The organism is Gordonia sesuvii, from assembly GCF_036350415.1.
GTDB classification, from domain to species: Bacteria; Actinomycetota; Actinomycetes; order Mycobacteriales; family Mycobacteriaceae; genus Gordonia; species Gordonia sesuvii.
The window spans coordinates 1,319,779-1,334,068 of sequence record NZ_JAZDUF010000001.1; the positions used below are offsets into that span (position 1 = coordinate 1,319,779).

Consider the following 14,290-nt stretch of genomic DNA (forward strand, 5'->3'; position numbering starts at 1 on the left):
TCCGACCACGGTCGCGGTCCATCTCATCGGAGCGTTTGTCGGCAGACGAACGTCGAGCCGAGCTGACAGCTGACGAATGGGGCCATGGCGTGCGACAAGACCGAGACCTGATGGCGTCGATCCACGCAGAGCGTGCGGCGCTGGCCGCGGATCTGACCGGGCTCGATGCCGCACAGTGGCATCATGCGACGCTCTGTGCGGAGTGGGATGTCGAGCAGGTGGTCGCTCACCTGACCGCTGTGGCGAGTGTCGGGCGCTGGCGGTGGATACGGAGCATCGTCGGCGCACGATTCCGGCCCGACGTTCACAACCGACGCCGGCTGGCGGAGCACCTCGGCGCCACCCCAGAGGAGACGCTGGACCGTTTTCAGCGAGTCATCACGAGTACGGTCACCCCATCCGGGCACATACCGGCCTATCTCGGCGAGGTCGTGGTCCACGCCCAGGACATCCGTCATCCGCTCGGACTGACTGCCACACCGAGTGCCGATGCGCTGGTCCCGGTCGCCGAGTTCTACGCGCGACGCGACTTCACCGTCGCCGGACGCACTCACAGCGCCGGCCTGCACCTACGCGCAGACGACGCGCCGTTCTCCGTGGGTGACGGCGCGACCGTCACCGGGCCGATACTTGCGTTGGTGATGGTCTTGGCCGGCCGGACCGCCTACCTCGACGAGCTCGACGGTGTCGGCGTCGAGGTCCTTCGACAACGGCTGGACCCCGTCGCCGCGGTATGACGGCGGGCTCGGGACGTCAGCCGAGCTCCGCGACCACCGACGCCACCACCTCACGCAGGCTGCGGGACCGCCGATACACCTCACGCTGCCGTTGATAGCTCGTGCCGTGTTCGGCGATGTGGGCGACACGACCGAGCTCGGTGACGCAGTTGAGTTCACGCGCAATGGGTTCGAGGCGGACGAGCAGATCGGCGAGGTCGTCGGTGACGAGCCGCTCGGTGCAATCGGCATCGAGAATGACGATGGCGTCGAGTCCGTACCGCGCGGCGCGCCACTTGTTCTCCTGGACCAGCCAGGGCGCCATCTGCGGCAGTGTCTCGCCTGCCTCGAGCCGACGGTCCAATTCGACCACCAGACAGTGGATCAGCGCGACGATCGCCGCGAGATCGGTCAGGTTGGTCATCCCGTCGCACACCCGGACCTCGATGGTGCCCAGATGTGGCGAGGGTCGGATGTCCCAACGGATCTCGTTGATGTGGTCGATGATGCCGGTGGTCTTCTGGTCGGCGACGAAGGCCTCGAACTCTGCCCAGGTACCGAACTGGAACGGCAGCCCCGCAGTGGGCAACTGTTGGAACATCATCGCCCGGTTGCTGGCGTAACCGGTGTCCTGGCCCGCCCACATCGGTGACGACGCGGACAACGCGAGCAGATGCGGGTAGTAGTTCAGCAGCGCGTCGAGAATCGGCAACACCTTGTCGCGGTGGCTGATCCCCACATGGACGTGGACACCCCAGATGAGCATCTGCCGACCCCACCACTGTGTGCGCTCGATCAGTTCCGCGTAGCGATGCCCCTCCGTGAGGAGCTGGGTCGACCATTCGGCGAACGGGTGGGTACCTGCGCCGTAGAGATCGACACCGAGTTGCTCGGTGTGGTCACGCACCGAATCGAGCGTGCCGCGCAGATCCGCCATCGCCTCCGGTGTGTCCCGGCAGACCCCGGTGACTATCTCGACGGTGTTGCGGAGAAGCTCCTTGTGCACCTTGCCGCGCCGGTCCGGTGACTGCTCGGACACCAGCGCGAACAGGTCGGCCGCCGAGTTCGACAGATCGCCGGTTCCCTTGTCGGTGAGGGCGAACTCCCATTCGACTCCCAGGGACGGGGTCGGTGATCCGTCGAACTCGATCGGGGTGATCACGGCGTCAGCTCAACCGAGCTGCCAGGGTCACTCTTGTGCCTCGATGACCCCACACGCGATGCGGCTGCCGGCGTCACCGGTCGACATCGTCTCCTCGTCGGGGGCCGGGGCATAGCGGGTGGGGATGTTCGCGAAGTTGCTGGGCCGCTCGTGGATGATGATCGACTTGCCCACGATCTGTTCCAGCGTCACCCAATCAGTGGTGGTGACCGTTTCGGCCGTGCCGTCCTCGAGGACGTTGACGTTGACGAGGTCTCCGCTGGCCGGGTGCCCGGTGTTGCCGTCGACCTGCAGGTGACCGCCCGCGCTCGTGAACGCGCTGTCGCCTTCGGTCTCGCAGACGCCGTTCTCGTGGATGTGCATCCCGTGGAATCCGGCCGGGATCCCGCTGTCGGCGTTGAGACGCACGGTCACCTGCACCGACGAACCGCTGGGCATGAACATCGCCTCGCCGACGGTCTCGCCCTGGTCGTCGATCAGGTCGGCGGTCGCTTCCTCTTCGGGCGACGGGCCGATGCCGTCGGCGTCGTCGACCTCACCCGGAGGTGCCTGGTTGCCGGTGACCACCGACGGGGTCGTGCCGGGTGCGTCCGTCGGCTCCTCGTCGGGGCTGCACCCGGCGAGCGCCGCGCCGGCGATCCCGGCCGAGGCGAGCACGGCGAGCGTGCGACGGATGCGGTTGGTCCTGGCGGTCATGTCACTCCTTGGTCGTCAACGGGCCGAGATGTCAGGGTCGAAGAGTTCGCGGGGTCATCTGTTGACCACGATGACGGGAATGCCGTCGGCACACTCGGTGAACGACGACGGACGCGGATCGACACTGGCGTCGCCGCCGAGCGCTTCGGCGACCTCGTCGGCGGCCGAACGCTGCCCGTCGTCGTAGAAGATCGTGTTCTCGGTGATCGACGCGGTGGAGAGGTTACCCGGCTCGGCGGTCTCAAAACCCGCTGCCTCCAGCGTTTCCGTGACCTCGGCGGCCAGCCCGGCGATCGAGCCGGCGTTGAAGACGCACAGCTGGGGACTGTCTGCGGAGACCGACGGCGACGACGGCGCCGAGGAGGCTGTCGTGGTGGCGACCTGGCTCTGCGCCGCCTCGAGTTCCTGTTCGGGATCGTCACCGCTCGTCGCTGCGGAGTGCCAGCCGAGGCCGAGGAAGACGATGGCCACCGCCATCAACAACATGGCCCCCGCCCGCAGCGGCAGGCGACTCGGCTCGCGATCAGGATTCATCACCGAGAACCATACTTCACATCCGAACCTCTGCCCGTCGCGGTCGCGGCAGCCGCGGATGCGGTCGGATCAGGTGATCTCGAAGCCGAGACGGCGGGCGGCGCGGGCCTTCTGACGCGAGGCCCGCAGACGGCGCAGACGCTTCACCAGCATCGGGTCCGCGGCCAGCGCCTCCGGCCGGTCGACGAGGGCGTTCAGCACCTGGTAATAGCGGGTGGCCGACAGCCCGAACAGCTCCTTGATGGCTTCTTCCTTGGCGCCGGCGTACTTCCACCACTGCCGCTCGAACGACAAGATGTCGTGCTCCCGACGGGACAGACCGTCGGAGCCGACCTCATGCGGATCGACCGGGTTCGTCGTTTCGGCGGATGTATCTGTGGGTGTGGGTTGATCGCCCTGCTTCTGGCTTCGCGCAGCTGCGCCGTCCATCTCGCTCCCTCAAGATCGCCTCGTGCACATCACATCACCGACCTGACCGGCGACCACCGCCCCGATCCGATTCGGTCACACCGGCCGGATGATTCAGGTCACCGAACAAATCACAGCAATGTGGTTCGGAGATCATCTAACCACGATCGGCCATCGGCTTCGCGGTGTGACTCGCCACGAGAAGGGGCGACCCGCGACGACCCGGCCGAGGGCGGGAAGTCGCTCGGTAATCTGTCCCGCATGGCAATTCTCCCGATCTGCATCGTCGGCGAACCGGTTCTGCACCATCCCACCGAACTCGTCGAACTCGATGCCGACCGCCGGCCGGCGCCGGAGCTCGTGCAGCTGCTCGACGACATGTACGAGACCATGACCGCCGCCAACGGTGTCGGACTGGCCGCCAATCAGGTCGGGGTGGCCAAGCGGATGTTCGTCTACGACTGCCCCGACGGCGATCGCCACGAGCCGCGCCGCCGCGGCGAGGTCATCAACCCGGTGCTCGAGACCTCCGAGATCCCGGAGACCATGCCGGATCCCGACGACAACGACGAAGGCTGCCTCTCGGTGCCGGGCGAACAGTTCCCGACCGGACGGGCCGAGTGGGCTCGGGTGACGGGCCTGGATCGCAACGGCGACGAGGTGATGATCGAGGGCACCGGGTTCTTCGCGCGGATGTTGCAGCACGAGGTGGGTCACCTCGACGGATACCTCTATGTGGATGTGCTGATCGGGCGCAACGCCCGCGCGGCGAAGAAGGCCATCAAACGCAACGGCTGGGGTGAGCCGGGCCTGACGTGGCTGCCCGGTTCGGTCGATGACCCGTTCGGTCACGACGACGACTGACCCCGGTCGCGCGGTGACTCCCGACGACTCCGATGTCCTCCCGTCCGGCGACCGGGTCCCGTTCGTCGGCGACCGAGTGGTGGTGCGCTACCGCCTCGGCGACGCCACCCCGGCCGACTGGCGTGGCGATGCGTCCGCTGCCCTCTCCGATGTCACCGGCATCCTGCTCGACGACGGCGACCCGCTGGTCGTCGACCGGGACGGGCCGCAGTCGATCCCCCGCTCAGCGGTCGTGTCGATCCGACAACTGTCCCGCGTGACGGTGCGCAATTCCGAGATCCGCAGGTTGGAATCCGCGGCCGCCGACGGCTGGCCGGGTACCGACACCGCGACGATCTCGGGATGGATGCTGCGCGCAGGCGGCGGGTTCACCCGGCGCGCCAACTCGGCGCTGCCCCTGGAGTTCGGGTCGGGCACCGACGAGACCACCCTGGCGGCCGTGCGTGGCTGGTACCGGGCGCGGGGTCTGCCGACACTCGTGGCGCTGCCCGAACGGCTCGTCCCGGCGGGCCAGATCGACGGCCGCCCCGTCAGCGGCGAGATCCAGATGCTGGTCCGCGACATCGAGGTCGGCGTCGAGAACTCCCCGACACCGACAAACGTGCGGCTCGACGAGGCGCCGACCGCGGCGTGGTTACGGGCCTACCGAGGTCCGGAGGTCGACGTGCCGACCGCCGCCGAAGTCGTCGCGGCCTCTCGCGGACCGGTCGTGTTCGCATCAGTGGGCGACGCCGAGCCGCAGGCGATCGGCCGCGCCACCGTCACCTCGTCGCCCGATGGCGCCCGTTGGCTCGGCGTGAGCGCGCTCTGGACGGCACCATCGAGGCGACGGGAAGGCCTGGCGAGCTCGGTGCTGTCCGCGCTCATCGCATGGGGTGCCCGGCAGGACGCGACGCGGATCCATGTGCAGGTCGAGTCGGAGAATCGCACCGCCGGGACCTGGTACCGCAGGCACGGTTTCGGCCTGCACCACACGTCCCGCTATCTGGAGCTCTGATTCGAGGACATACGCTGAGCGCGTGACGACGGGGAACTCAGCGACACGACGGCGGACCGTGTGGTCGGGCCTCGGACTGCTGGTTGTGGTGGCCGTCATCGCGTTGACCTGGGGATTCACCGGGTCCGACAACTCCGGGCAAGAGCAAAGCACTGGCCGGGCCGCCGTCGGCACCACGTCAGCGCAGTCGGCCGGGGTGCCCGATCATGTGATGGCGACGTTGGCGTTGATCGACGCGGGTGACTGGCCCGAGGCAGCGGACGCTCCCGGCACACGTGGCGGGGGCGTCTTCCGCAACAACGAAGGACTCCTCCCCGACTTCGACTCGCAGGGTCGGCCGATCAGCTACCAGGAGTGGGACGTCAATCCCAAGGAGCCCGGCCGGAGCCGCGATGCCGAACGCATCGTCACCGGCAGCGACGGCTCCGCCTGGTACACCGACGACCACTACCGGTCCTTCGTCCCGATCCGGGGTCCCGACCAGTGAGCACCCCGCGAATCCCACGAGTACCCACCGAGCGCTTCCTCACCGACGCCGGACGCGACGGCCCCGTCGTCGGTGTCGTCGTCGGTGTCGTCGTCGGCGACCGCACACCGGGCGACGCGGCAGGGGTTGTGGTGCGCCGGGTCGACGGTCGCGAGATGCCCACCATCGCCAACCTGCTGGACGAGTTCGCGCGGGCGTGGCAGTTCCCGGAACACTTCGGGCACAACCGGGATGCCTTCGACGACTGCATGCGTGATCTCGACGGGATGCTGGGCGACGACGAGCCCCGCCCGACGGCCTTCGTCACCGTCGTCGACCACGCCGAGAGCCTGCTGCGCCGCGAACCCGACCAGTTGCGCTGGCTCGCGAACTCCCTGTCGTTCTATCGGGAGCACTACCGCGACGTCGCGACCCCGTCGGCCGGGTTCGCGGTGCTGCTGCTGACCCCGCAGCCGTTGGCGACGTGGGTGGAGAACCGCTGGCAGGAGGCTGGTTCCGACATCGCCGAGATCGAGGATCTGTAGATAGATGCGTATCGCCACCTGGAATGTGAACTCCATTCGCGCGCGGTCGGAGACCGTCGTCGGATGGATGGAACGCAACGACATCGACGTGCTGGCCATGCAGGAAACCAAGTGCCGTGACGATGAGTTCCCGCTGATGAGTTTCCTGGCCGCCGGCTACGACGTCAGCCACATCGGTACCGGTGGGTTCAACGGCGTCGCGATCGCCTCACGGATCGGGCTCGAGGAAGTCGAGATCGGCTTCGAAGGGCAGCCGACATTCGGCGCGGAGACCACCACGCCTGCGCGCGAGGCCCGCGCGATCTCCGCACGCTGCGGCGACGTCCGGGTGTGGAGTCTGTACGTACCCAACGGGCGTGCCCTCGACGATCCGCACTACCGGTACAAGCTCGACTGGCTCGGCGCACTGCGGGACATCTCGGCGCTGTGGCTCGCCCACGATCCGGCCGCACAGGTGGTGCTCGCCGGCGACTGGAACGTGATCCCGACCGACGACGACGTCTGGGACCCCACGGTGTTCGACGGACACACGCACGTATCCGACGCGGAACGCTCCGCGGTGCAGGCGTTCGGTGAGATCGGGTTCCGAGACTCCGTACTGCCGTATGCCGACGGCTACACGTTCTGGGACTACCAGCAGCTCCGCTTCCCGCGGAACGAGGGCATGCGCATCGACTATCTGCTCTGCTCACCGGCTTTCGACGACCGGGTGAGCGGCGCTTTCATCGACCGCGAGGCCCGCAAGGGCAAGGGCGCCAGCGATCATGCGCCGGTGGTCGTCGACTGTTGATCCATGCAGGTGAAGCCTTAGGTTAGGCTGCACGCATGACCCGTGCGTTGCGTGTGCTGCTCGTGTCGATCGCCTCTCTGTTGGTGGCGTCTCTCGCACTGAGTGCCTGCAGTTCTCCGGATGAATCGGCCGATGAGGGCGCCCCGATCCAGGTCAACACGTCCAAGGGATCGGTGACCATCAACGGCGTCCCCCAACGGATCGTCGCGCTGGGGGCGCAGTGGATCGACGTCACCCTGGCGTTCGGGATCACCCCGGTCGCATACCTGGACAACATCCAGATCCTCACCGGTAATCCGCCCCCGTGGTCGAACAACCAACTGCAGGAATCCACTCCGCTCACCACCGATGACATCGTCGCGCAGGTCGCGAAGGCCGAGCCCGACCTCATTCTGGCCACCTCGTACATGGCCGACGGGCAGCCGGAGCTCTACGAGAACGTCAGCAAGCTCGCGCCGACCATCCCCGGCATCACCGGCCGGCAGATCGATCCGTGGCAGGACATGGTCACGTTCCTCGGCACGGTTCTGCGCGAACCCGACAAGGCCCAGGAGATCACGGCCGGCGTCGACGAGAAGATCGCCGCCGCCAAGGAGGACATGCCCGGGCTCGAAGGCAAGACCTACTCGATGGCCTACATGTTCTCCAACGATCAGATCCAGGTGATGGCCGATCCCGAGGACGGCGCCACCTATCTGTTCCGATCGCTGGGGATGAGCATCGCCCCGCAACTCGTCGAACAGTTCCGGCGCAACGGGCAACCCCGGTACCCGATCTCGACCGAGAACGTTCCGATGCTCGACTCGGATCTGCTTGTGGTGACCGCGAACACCGATCAACAGATGAGCACGTTGGAGGGGCTGCCGGGATATCAGGGCCTGCGGTCGGTGGAGAGCGGAGCGGTCAGCCGGCTCTCGGTGGCCGAGATCAGTGGGCTCAACGAACCGACGCCGCTGTCGATCCCGTACGTGCTGGACAAGATGTATCCGGCGTTGCAGCGCGCGGCCGCCTGATCAGCTCTGATGGCCGACGGCGGTACGGTGCAGACCGTCTACGCGCTCGCGCCGGGCGCCCGCGTCCTGCTGGGCGGCGGCGGCGTCGCGGTGATCCTGCCCGCGAAGGTCCGGCTCGACGGACTGACCCGAGCGCAGATGGTGCTACTACGGTCACTCAATGCGGGTCCGGTGACTTTGCCTGAGGGGCCCGATGCGGACGTCGACGGCCTCGTCGAGCGGCTGGTCGACGCCGGCGCGCTGTCCATGACCGTTTCTGAGGGCAGCCGAGAGTTGTACTCGCTGCGACCCTTCCGACGACCGCCGACTGCGCGTCCCGCGCCCGCCGACGTCCGCGCCGGCGCCGGCGTCGAGTTGTCGCGCTTCACGGTGATCCGACGTGAGGATGGCACTGTCGTCGCCGAGAATCCCCGTAGCTGGTGCGACATCGAGATCCACGATCCAGAGATCCTCGCCGCCGCGAGTGGCCTTGGTCCCGATTCGTCGGAATCGGCACTGCATCGGCGGCTGCAGTCCGATCTCGTCTGGTCGGGTCACGCGGTCACCGCCGGCCGCGAGCGGGCCGAGTTCCCCACCCGCAGTTGGAGTCCCCACGAACTGTGGTTCCATCGCCACAGCACCGTCGGCGACCGGGCGACCAACTGGCAGCATTTCGGCCCGACGCGTTGGGCAGACGGCACCTTCGAGCCCGTGCCCGCCCGGCGGCATGTCTACCCCGGCGAGCCGATCCCCCTGCCCGTGCCCGACCTTGCTTCGCTGAGGTCCGCCGACCGCCCATTGACCGCCGTGGTCGAAGACCGGAAGTCGGTGCGCGACTTCGACGACGCGCATCCGATCTCGTTGGCCGAACTGGGTGAGCTGCTGTTCCGGTGCGCACGTACCCGCGGCGTCCGGACAGTGAACGCCGACCGCCCGGTCCCCGAGGAGCTCCCGTCCCGGCCGTATCCGTCGGGCGGATCACTGTACGAGCTGGAGATCTACCCGGTCGTGCGGACCGCCGACGGCGCGGAACCGGGGATGTACCACTACGATTCGTTCGACCATGTATTGCGGCCGGTCGCGTCCTACGACAGTCCCCCGGTCTCCAAGCTGGTCGCACCCGCGTCGCTGACCCTCGCCGATGGCCAACCGCCGCAGGTACTCCTGGTGTTGGCGGCACGGCCCGGCCGGATCATGTGGACCTATGAGCAGATGCCCTACGCGGTGATCCTCAAGCATGTCGGCGTGCTGACCCAGACGCTCTACCTCACCGCCACCGCCATGGGACTGGGTGGCGTGGCCCAGGGCTACGGGGACACCGCCGCATTCGGCGAGGCCACCGGGGTCGATGAGCTCGTCGAATGCAACGTCGGGAGTTTCGTGGTGGGGACTCCGCGGAGGTAGTTGCGCTGCGATTCGAGGGTCACTCAGCGTGCGGACCATGCCGATTGACGGAGTAGACGCGCCCCGTTGAGTGCAACGAGAATGGTGGAGCCTTCGTGACCGGCGACCGCCAGAGGCAACGGGAGGCTGCCCACTAGGTCCCAGGTGACCAGTGTGAGTATGACGGTGGCGGCAATGCACAGATTGGCGGCGACATACCGTCGCGCTCGGCGCGACAAGCGAATGAGAGCGGGCACCGCGCCGAGGTCGTCGCGCGTGATGATGGCGTCCGCGGTGTCGAGCGCAAGGTCTGATCCGTAGCGGCCCATTGCGATGCCGGTGCTGGCGGCCATGAGCGCCGGCGCGTCGTTGATGCCATCGCCCACGAGGAGCACGCGTTGGCCCGCACACTCGGCATCACGAACGATGCGAGTCTTGTCCTCGGGGAGGAGTTCTGCGTGGATCGACCCGATGTCGCAACTCTCGGCGACCTGCGCTGCCGCGGAAGCGTGGTCTCCGGTGAGCACGTGAACTGGCTCGGCGGTGAGACCGCTGACAGCTCGAACAGCGGCCGGAGCGCCATCCCGCAGTTGGTCGGAGAGCTCGATCCGTCCGATCTCCTCACCGTCGACGAACACCCCGACCACGGTGCCGAGCGAATCAGCCGCGGTCGCGCGCTCGACCGTGACCCGGTGCCCGTCCACCCGGCCCACTACGCCATGGCCGGGTAAGGCACGGAACTGCGCCACGGGGGACACATCGAGGGATCGCTCGACAGCCGCTCTCACGAGGGCGCGTCCGAGTGGATGTTCGCTTGGTGTTTCGACTGCGGCCGCGTAGGCGAGGACTTCGGAGCTCTGCCACCGTGACAGCGTGGTGACGTGTGTGACTTCTGGCCGGCCTTCGGTGAGAGTGCCCGTCTTGTCGAACGCGACCAGGGTGGTCTGGCCCACGGTTTCCATGACCGCAGCCGATTTCACCAGTACGCCATGTCTTCCGGCGTTGGCGATCGCGGCCAAGAGTGGTGGCATCGTCGAGAGAACAACGGCGCACGGCGATGCGACGATCATGAACACGATCGCTCGCAGCAGTGCGTCTTCGAACGAGCTGCCGAACACCATGATCGGCACGCTCAGAACCAGCAGCGTCGCAACGATCACGGTCATCGAGTAAGCCTGCTCGACCCTGTCGACGAACAACTGGGTCGGAGCCTTGGTCGCAGACGCTTCTTCCACGAGCGCAACGACGCGGGCGATGACCGATTCCGACGCCGGTCGAACCACCTCGACCGTCAGCGCCCCGGTTCCGTTCACGGTTCCCGAGAGCACTTTATCACCGACTTCTCTTGCAACCGGCACTGATTCGCCGGTCACTGCCTGCTGGTCGACCTCGCTCACGCCGCGCACGACCACCCCATCGGCACCGATCCGCTCGCCTGGGCGGACGAGGACGTGCTGCCCGACCTGCAGTTCCCGGCATTCGATCAACCTGGTCGTCCCGTCGGCATCGACCAGAGTGGCTCGCTCGGGAGCCAAGCCGAGAAGTGAGGTGACGGAGTCTGCGGTGCGTTGGGTCACGACGTTCTCCAACGCCCCCGATGCCGCGAAGATCACGATGAGCAGAGCACCGTCGAATACCTGACCGATCGATGCCGCAGCGATCGCAGCGACAATCATCAGCAAGTCGACGTCGAGAGTCCGCTCGCGCAGCGCCTGCAACCCGGCCACCGCAGGACCCCAGCCGCCGCTGATATAGCACGCCAGATACGCCATCCACCACAGCCATTCAGGAGCGTCGGCAAGCTGCAGTCCCCACCCGAGAACGAACGCCGCAAAGGAGATCGCCGCCCATCGCACAGCCGGCAACCGCATTCCGGTCCGGACGATCGACGGGGGCGGCGCAAGCACACGTCCGGCGCCCTTCTCGGCGACCCGTGTCGTCGCGGTCATCGCTGGCCCTCCTCCGGTGACTCGGCAACTGGCTGACCCTCAAGACAGAATGTATGAAGATGTCTTCATATTTCAAGTCGGCGGTATGATCGTGTTTCATGGGACACGGAGTCGAGGGGCGACATCGTCCGAGCGCTCGCTTGGATCCGGACTCCGCCGCCCATGTCGCGACGACGCTGCAAGCGCTCGCCACGCCGAGTCGCCTCCTCATCCTCACCGAACTACGCCAGGGCCCCCGATCGGTGACCGACCTCGCCGACAGCATCGGAATGGAGCAATCGGCGGTATCCCACCAGCTGCGACTCCTGCGCAACCTCGGCCTGGTGACCGGCACACGCGCGGGCCGATCGATCACCTACAGTCTTTACGACAATCACGTCGCTCAACTTCTCGACGAGGCGATCTATCACAGCGAACACTTGCGGTTGGGCCTCGCCGACCGCCCGCGGGAAGCAACCTAGACGCCCCAGACGGTGCCACGGGAAAATTGGCGTCCGTCATCTCGCAGGACATCGGTGCCAGTCCGATGCGTCTTGGTGGTGACACTTCTTCGTCGGCACACGGCCCCAGGTGGCTGATCAAGCGTCTGTTGTGTGCGCATGTGCGCACATGTATGGTTAGCTCATCCGGTTTGCTGCGGATGGAGTCGTGTCGTGTGGGATGTGTTGCGCTACAGGACGTATCGACAGCTGTTCGTCGCTCAGGTTGTCGCTCTGATCGGTACGGGGCTGCTCACGATCGCGTTGGGTCTGTTGGCGTTCGATATCGCCGGCAGTGATGCGGGCGCGGTGTTGGGTACCGCGCTGGCCATCAAGATGCTCGCCTACGTGGGTGTGGCTCCGGTCATCACGGCGGCGACCGAACGTTTCTCGCGCGTGAGGGTCATGGTGAGCGCTGACCTCATCCGAGGCTCGATCGCGCTGCTGCTACCCTTCGTCAGCGACGTGTGGCAGATCTATGTCCTGATCTTCTGTCTTCAAGCCGCCTCGGCAACGTTCACCCCCACTTTCCAGGCGGTCATACCTGTGGTGCTCGAGCGCGAGGACGACTACACGAAAGGGCTGTCGCTGTCGCGGCTTGCCTACGATCTGGAGTCGGTCACCAGCCCGGCCATCGCCGCGGCGTTGTTGACCGTGGTCGGCTACACCCAGGTGTTCCTCGCGACGTCGGTTGGGTTCATGCTCTCGGCGATCCTTGTCGTGAGTTCCCGACTGCCACAAGCGTCGTCGAACGATCAGCACCGGCAACCGCTGCGTGCGCGGATCACCAAGGGTGCCCGTGTGATGCTGCACCGTCCGCAGCCACGAGGCCTACTTGCGCTTAACTTCGTCGTCGCGGCCGCCACCGGGGTGGTCGTGGTGAACACGGTGGTCTACATCCGCGACATGCACGGGGGATCCGACACAGGTGTGGCGATCGCGCTGGCGACCTATGGGGCGGGATCGATGCTCGTGGCCCTGGCAACACCCAGACTGCTCGCCATCTTCACTGATCGACAGGTGATGCTGGCCGGCGCCGCCATCGCGCCCGCCGGGATCACGCAGCTGTGCGTGCTCATCGCTTCTGGCCCGTCGCCTCCCGTCGGCTGGGGGCTACTGATTCTCACCTGGGCGATCTTGGGTATCGCGACCTCGCTGATCAATACCCCCTCCGCCCGACTGCTGCGCGCATCCTCTGACGAGGGCAACCGTCAGGCGGTGTTCACTGCGCAGTTCTCGCTGTCGCACGCGTGCTTCCTGCTCACCTACCCCATCGCGGGATGGGTAGGAGCCGGCGTCGGTCAGCTCTATGCTGCGCTCATTCTGTCCTGCCTCGCTACACTCGCAGCCAGCACAGCCGCCACGCTGTGGCCGGCACGCGCCCCTCTCGACGTGCCGGCAGAGGCCGAAAGGTGAGCGTCATCGATACTCGAGACCGCCGACGCGACCGCGGCGCCGATTCCGCGGCGAGTCTGGCCCACCTGAATGAACCAGACGACGCGCGCCTGGCGGTGGCCACCGAAACATTCCGCATGCTCGCCGACCCCACCCGCCTGCACATCCTGTGGCTACTCGCCCACGCAGAGGCCGACGTCACCACCCTCACCGAGGCCTGCCACACCTCACGCACCGCTGTCAGCCAGCACCTGGCGAAACTTCGATTCACCGGCCTCGTCGCGAGCCGCCGCGACGGCCGACGCATCATCTATACCCTCGCCGACGGTCACCTCGCCCGCCTCGTCCGAGAAGCCCTCAACTACGCAGACCACCAAGTCACCGGCGAAGCCCCCCACGGCTGACACGCCCCGCCTGAACACCCACAACGCTGGCACCCTGGTCCTCAGGTTCACGCTCGACGCTCGACGCTGGCCGTTGATGAACCTATCGACCCTGTCGCGCGGCTGGCAGTCTCGCAGTGGCCTGACGATACACCCGGCGGAGCAGTCTCGATTTCTTGCACCGAGCACCGGGTTTTCCGAAAGTCGTTCTACGAGTTACGCAAACAGGCCAGATAATAGGAGCCATCGCCGATCCTCGAACCCCAGACCCGCCGCCCGAAATCGAGCCCGTCAGCACTGAGCGACGGGGTCAAAACGCTGGCGGTAGCCGTGCGCGCCGCGCTGGAGGCCTCCGGCCTGGATCACGGACCGATCAGCGTGCACGACAAGATGCAGTCGATGGGCGAGTGGGATCGCATCTTCGGCTCGTGCCGGAACCGTCACCGATGACCCGATACAACACTCGGAAAATTGGCACCACAAAAGGGTTGACATCGAACACAAGTTCGAATACCTTGGTTGTCAGCAGGC

General features: G+C 66.7%; 16 protein-coding genes and 1 pseudogene. 12 read left to right on the forward strand and 5 right to left on the reverse strand.

Annotated features, from left to right (window positions below; translation table 11 throughout):
- Window positions 1-110 precede the first annotated feature (110 nt).
- Entirely contained in the window at window positions 111-737 is a 627-nt protein-coding gene (locus VZC37_RS06100) for a maleylpyruvate isomerase family mycothiol-dependent enzyme (protein ID WP_330431504.1), read from the forward strand.
- Window positions 738-753: 16 nt separating this feature from the next.
- Here VZC37_RS06100 and VZC37_RS06105 read toward each other — a convergent pair whose 3' ends face one another.
- The 4 genes from VZC37_RS06105 to napA all read right to left on the reverse strand — a co-directional run bounded on the left by VZC37_RS06105 (window position 754) and on the right by napA (window position 3,537).
- Window positions 754-1,875 (reverse strand): glutamate--cysteine ligase, encoded by a 1,122-nt coding sequence (locus VZC37_RS06105; RefSeq protein WP_330431724.1) that lies wholly within the window; start codon window positions 1,873-1,875, stop codon window positions 754-756.
- Window positions 1,876-1,905: 30 nt separating this feature from the next.
- On the reverse strand, window positions 1,906-2,574 hold the full coding sequence (gene sodC / locus VZC37_RS06110) for a superoxide dismutase[Cu-Zn] (RefSeq protein ID WP_330431505.1): 669 nt from the start codon (window positions 2,572-2,574) through the stop codon (window positions 1,906-1,908).
- 54 nt (window positions 2,575-2,628) lie between these two features.
- Entirely contained in the window at window positions 2,629-3,108 is a 480-nt protein-coding gene (locus VZC37_RS06115; RefSeq protein WP_330431506.1) for a LytR C-terminal domain-containing protein, read from the reverse strand.
- Between the two features lie 69 nt (window positions 3,109-3,177).
- Window positions 3,178-3,537, reverse strand: coding sequence for a nucleoid-associated protein NapA (napA, locus tag VZC37_RS06120; RefSeq protein WP_330431507.1), 360 nt, complete (start codon window positions 3,535-3,537; stop codon window positions 3,178-3,180).
- Between the two features lie 240 nt (window positions 3,538-3,777).
- Between napA and VZC37_RS06125 the strand changes: the two genes are divergently transcribed.
- The 7 genes from VZC37_RS06125 to VZC37_RS06155 are packed head-to-tail and all read left to right on the forward strand — an operon-like array spanning window position 3,778 to window position 9,574.
- Entirely contained in the window at window positions 3,778-4,380 is a 603-nt protein-coding gene (locus tag VZC37_RS06125) for a peptide deformylase (protein WP_330431508.1), read from the forward strand.
- Window positions 4,352-5,377, forward strand: coding sequence for an N-acetylglutamate synthase, CG3035 family (locus tag VZC37_RS06130; protein ID WP_330431509.1), 1,026 nt, complete (start codon window positions 4,352-4,354; stop codon window positions 5,375-5,377). The genes VZC37_RS06125 and VZC37_RS06130 overlap by 29 nt, the downstream gene beginning before the upstream one ends.
- 22 nt (window positions 5,378-5,399) lie before the next feature.
- Window positions 5,400-5,864 carry a guanyl-specific ribonuclease gene (locus tag VZC37_RS06135; protein ID WP_330431510.1) on the forward strand — a complete coding sequence of 155 codons (465 nt, stop codon included), beginning with the start codon at window positions 5,400-5,402 and terminating at the stop codon, window positions 5,862-5,864.
- Window positions 5,861-6,388, forward strand: a complete 528-nt coding sequence (locus tag VZC37_RS06140) for a barstar family protein (protein ID WP_330431511.1) — start codon at window positions 5,861-5,863, stop codon at window positions 6,386-6,388. The genes VZC37_RS06135 and VZC37_RS06140 overlap by 4 nt, the downstream gene beginning before the upstream one ends.
- A gap of 4 nt (window positions 6,389-6,392) precedes the next feature.
- Window positions 6,393-7,178, forward strand: a complete 786-nt coding sequence (locus VZC37_RS06145; protein ID WP_330431512.1) for an exodeoxyribonuclease III — start codon at window positions 6,393-6,395, stop codon at window positions 7,176-7,178.
- Between the two features lie 35 nt (window positions 7,179-7,213).
- Window positions 7,214-8,191 carry an ABC transporter substrate-binding protein gene (locus tag VZC37_RS06150; RefSeq protein ID WP_330431513.1) on the forward strand — a complete coding sequence of 326 codons (978 nt, stop codon included), beginning with the start codon at window positions 7,214-7,216 and terminating at the stop codon, window positions 8,189-8,191.
- A 9-nt stretch (window positions 8,192-8,200) separates the two neighbouring features.
- Complete coding sequence (locus tag VZC37_RS06155) at window positions 8,201-9,574, forward strand: SagB family peptide dehydrogenase (RefSeq protein ID WP_330431514.1); 1,374 nt, start codon at window positions 8,201-8,203, stop codon at window positions 9,572-9,574.
- A 23-nt stretch (window positions 9,575-9,597) separates the two neighbouring features.
- Here VZC37_RS06155 and VZC37_RS06160 read toward each other — a convergent pair whose 3' ends face one another.
- Window positions 9,598-11,502 carry a heavy metal translocating P-type ATPase gene (locus VZC37_RS06160; RefSeq protein WP_330431515.1) on the reverse strand — a complete coding sequence of 635 codons (1,905 nt, stop codon included), beginning with the start codon at window positions 11,500-11,502 and terminating at the stop codon, window positions 9,598-9,600.
- A gap of 98 nt (window positions 11,503-11,600) precedes the next feature.
- Between VZC37_RS06160 and VZC37_RS06165 the strand changes: the two genes are divergently transcribed.
- The 4 genes and pseudogenes from VZC37_RS06165 to VZC37_RS24680 all read left to right on the forward strand — a co-directional run.
- Window positions 11,601-11,963: an ArsR/SmtB family transcription factor gene (locus VZC37_RS06165; protein WP_330431516.1), complete on the forward strand. Its 363-nt coding sequence runs from the start codon at window positions 11,601-11,603 to the stop codon at window positions 11,961-11,963.
- A gap of 192 nt (window positions 11,964-12,155) precedes the next feature.
- On the forward strand, window positions 12,156-13,397 hold the full coding sequence (locus tag VZC37_RS06170) for an MFS transporter (RefSeq protein WP_330431517.1): 1,242 nt from the start codon (window positions 12,156-12,158) through the stop codon (window positions 13,395-13,397).
- Window positions 13,394-13,780 carry an ArsR/SmtB family transcription factor gene (locus VZC37_RS06175; protein ID WP_330431518.1) on the forward strand — a complete coding sequence of 129 codons (387 nt, stop codon included), beginning with the start codon at window positions 13,394-13,396 and terminating at the stop codon, window positions 13,778-13,780. The genes VZC37_RS06170 and VZC37_RS06175 overlap by 4 nt, the downstream gene beginning before the upstream one ends.
- Window positions 13,781-13,846: 66 nt before the next feature.
- Window positions 13,847-14,164: pseudogene (locus VZC37_RS24680) on the forward strand (IS481 family transposase); the annotation flags it as partial.
- Window positions 14,165-14,290: the final 126 nt, after the last annotated feature.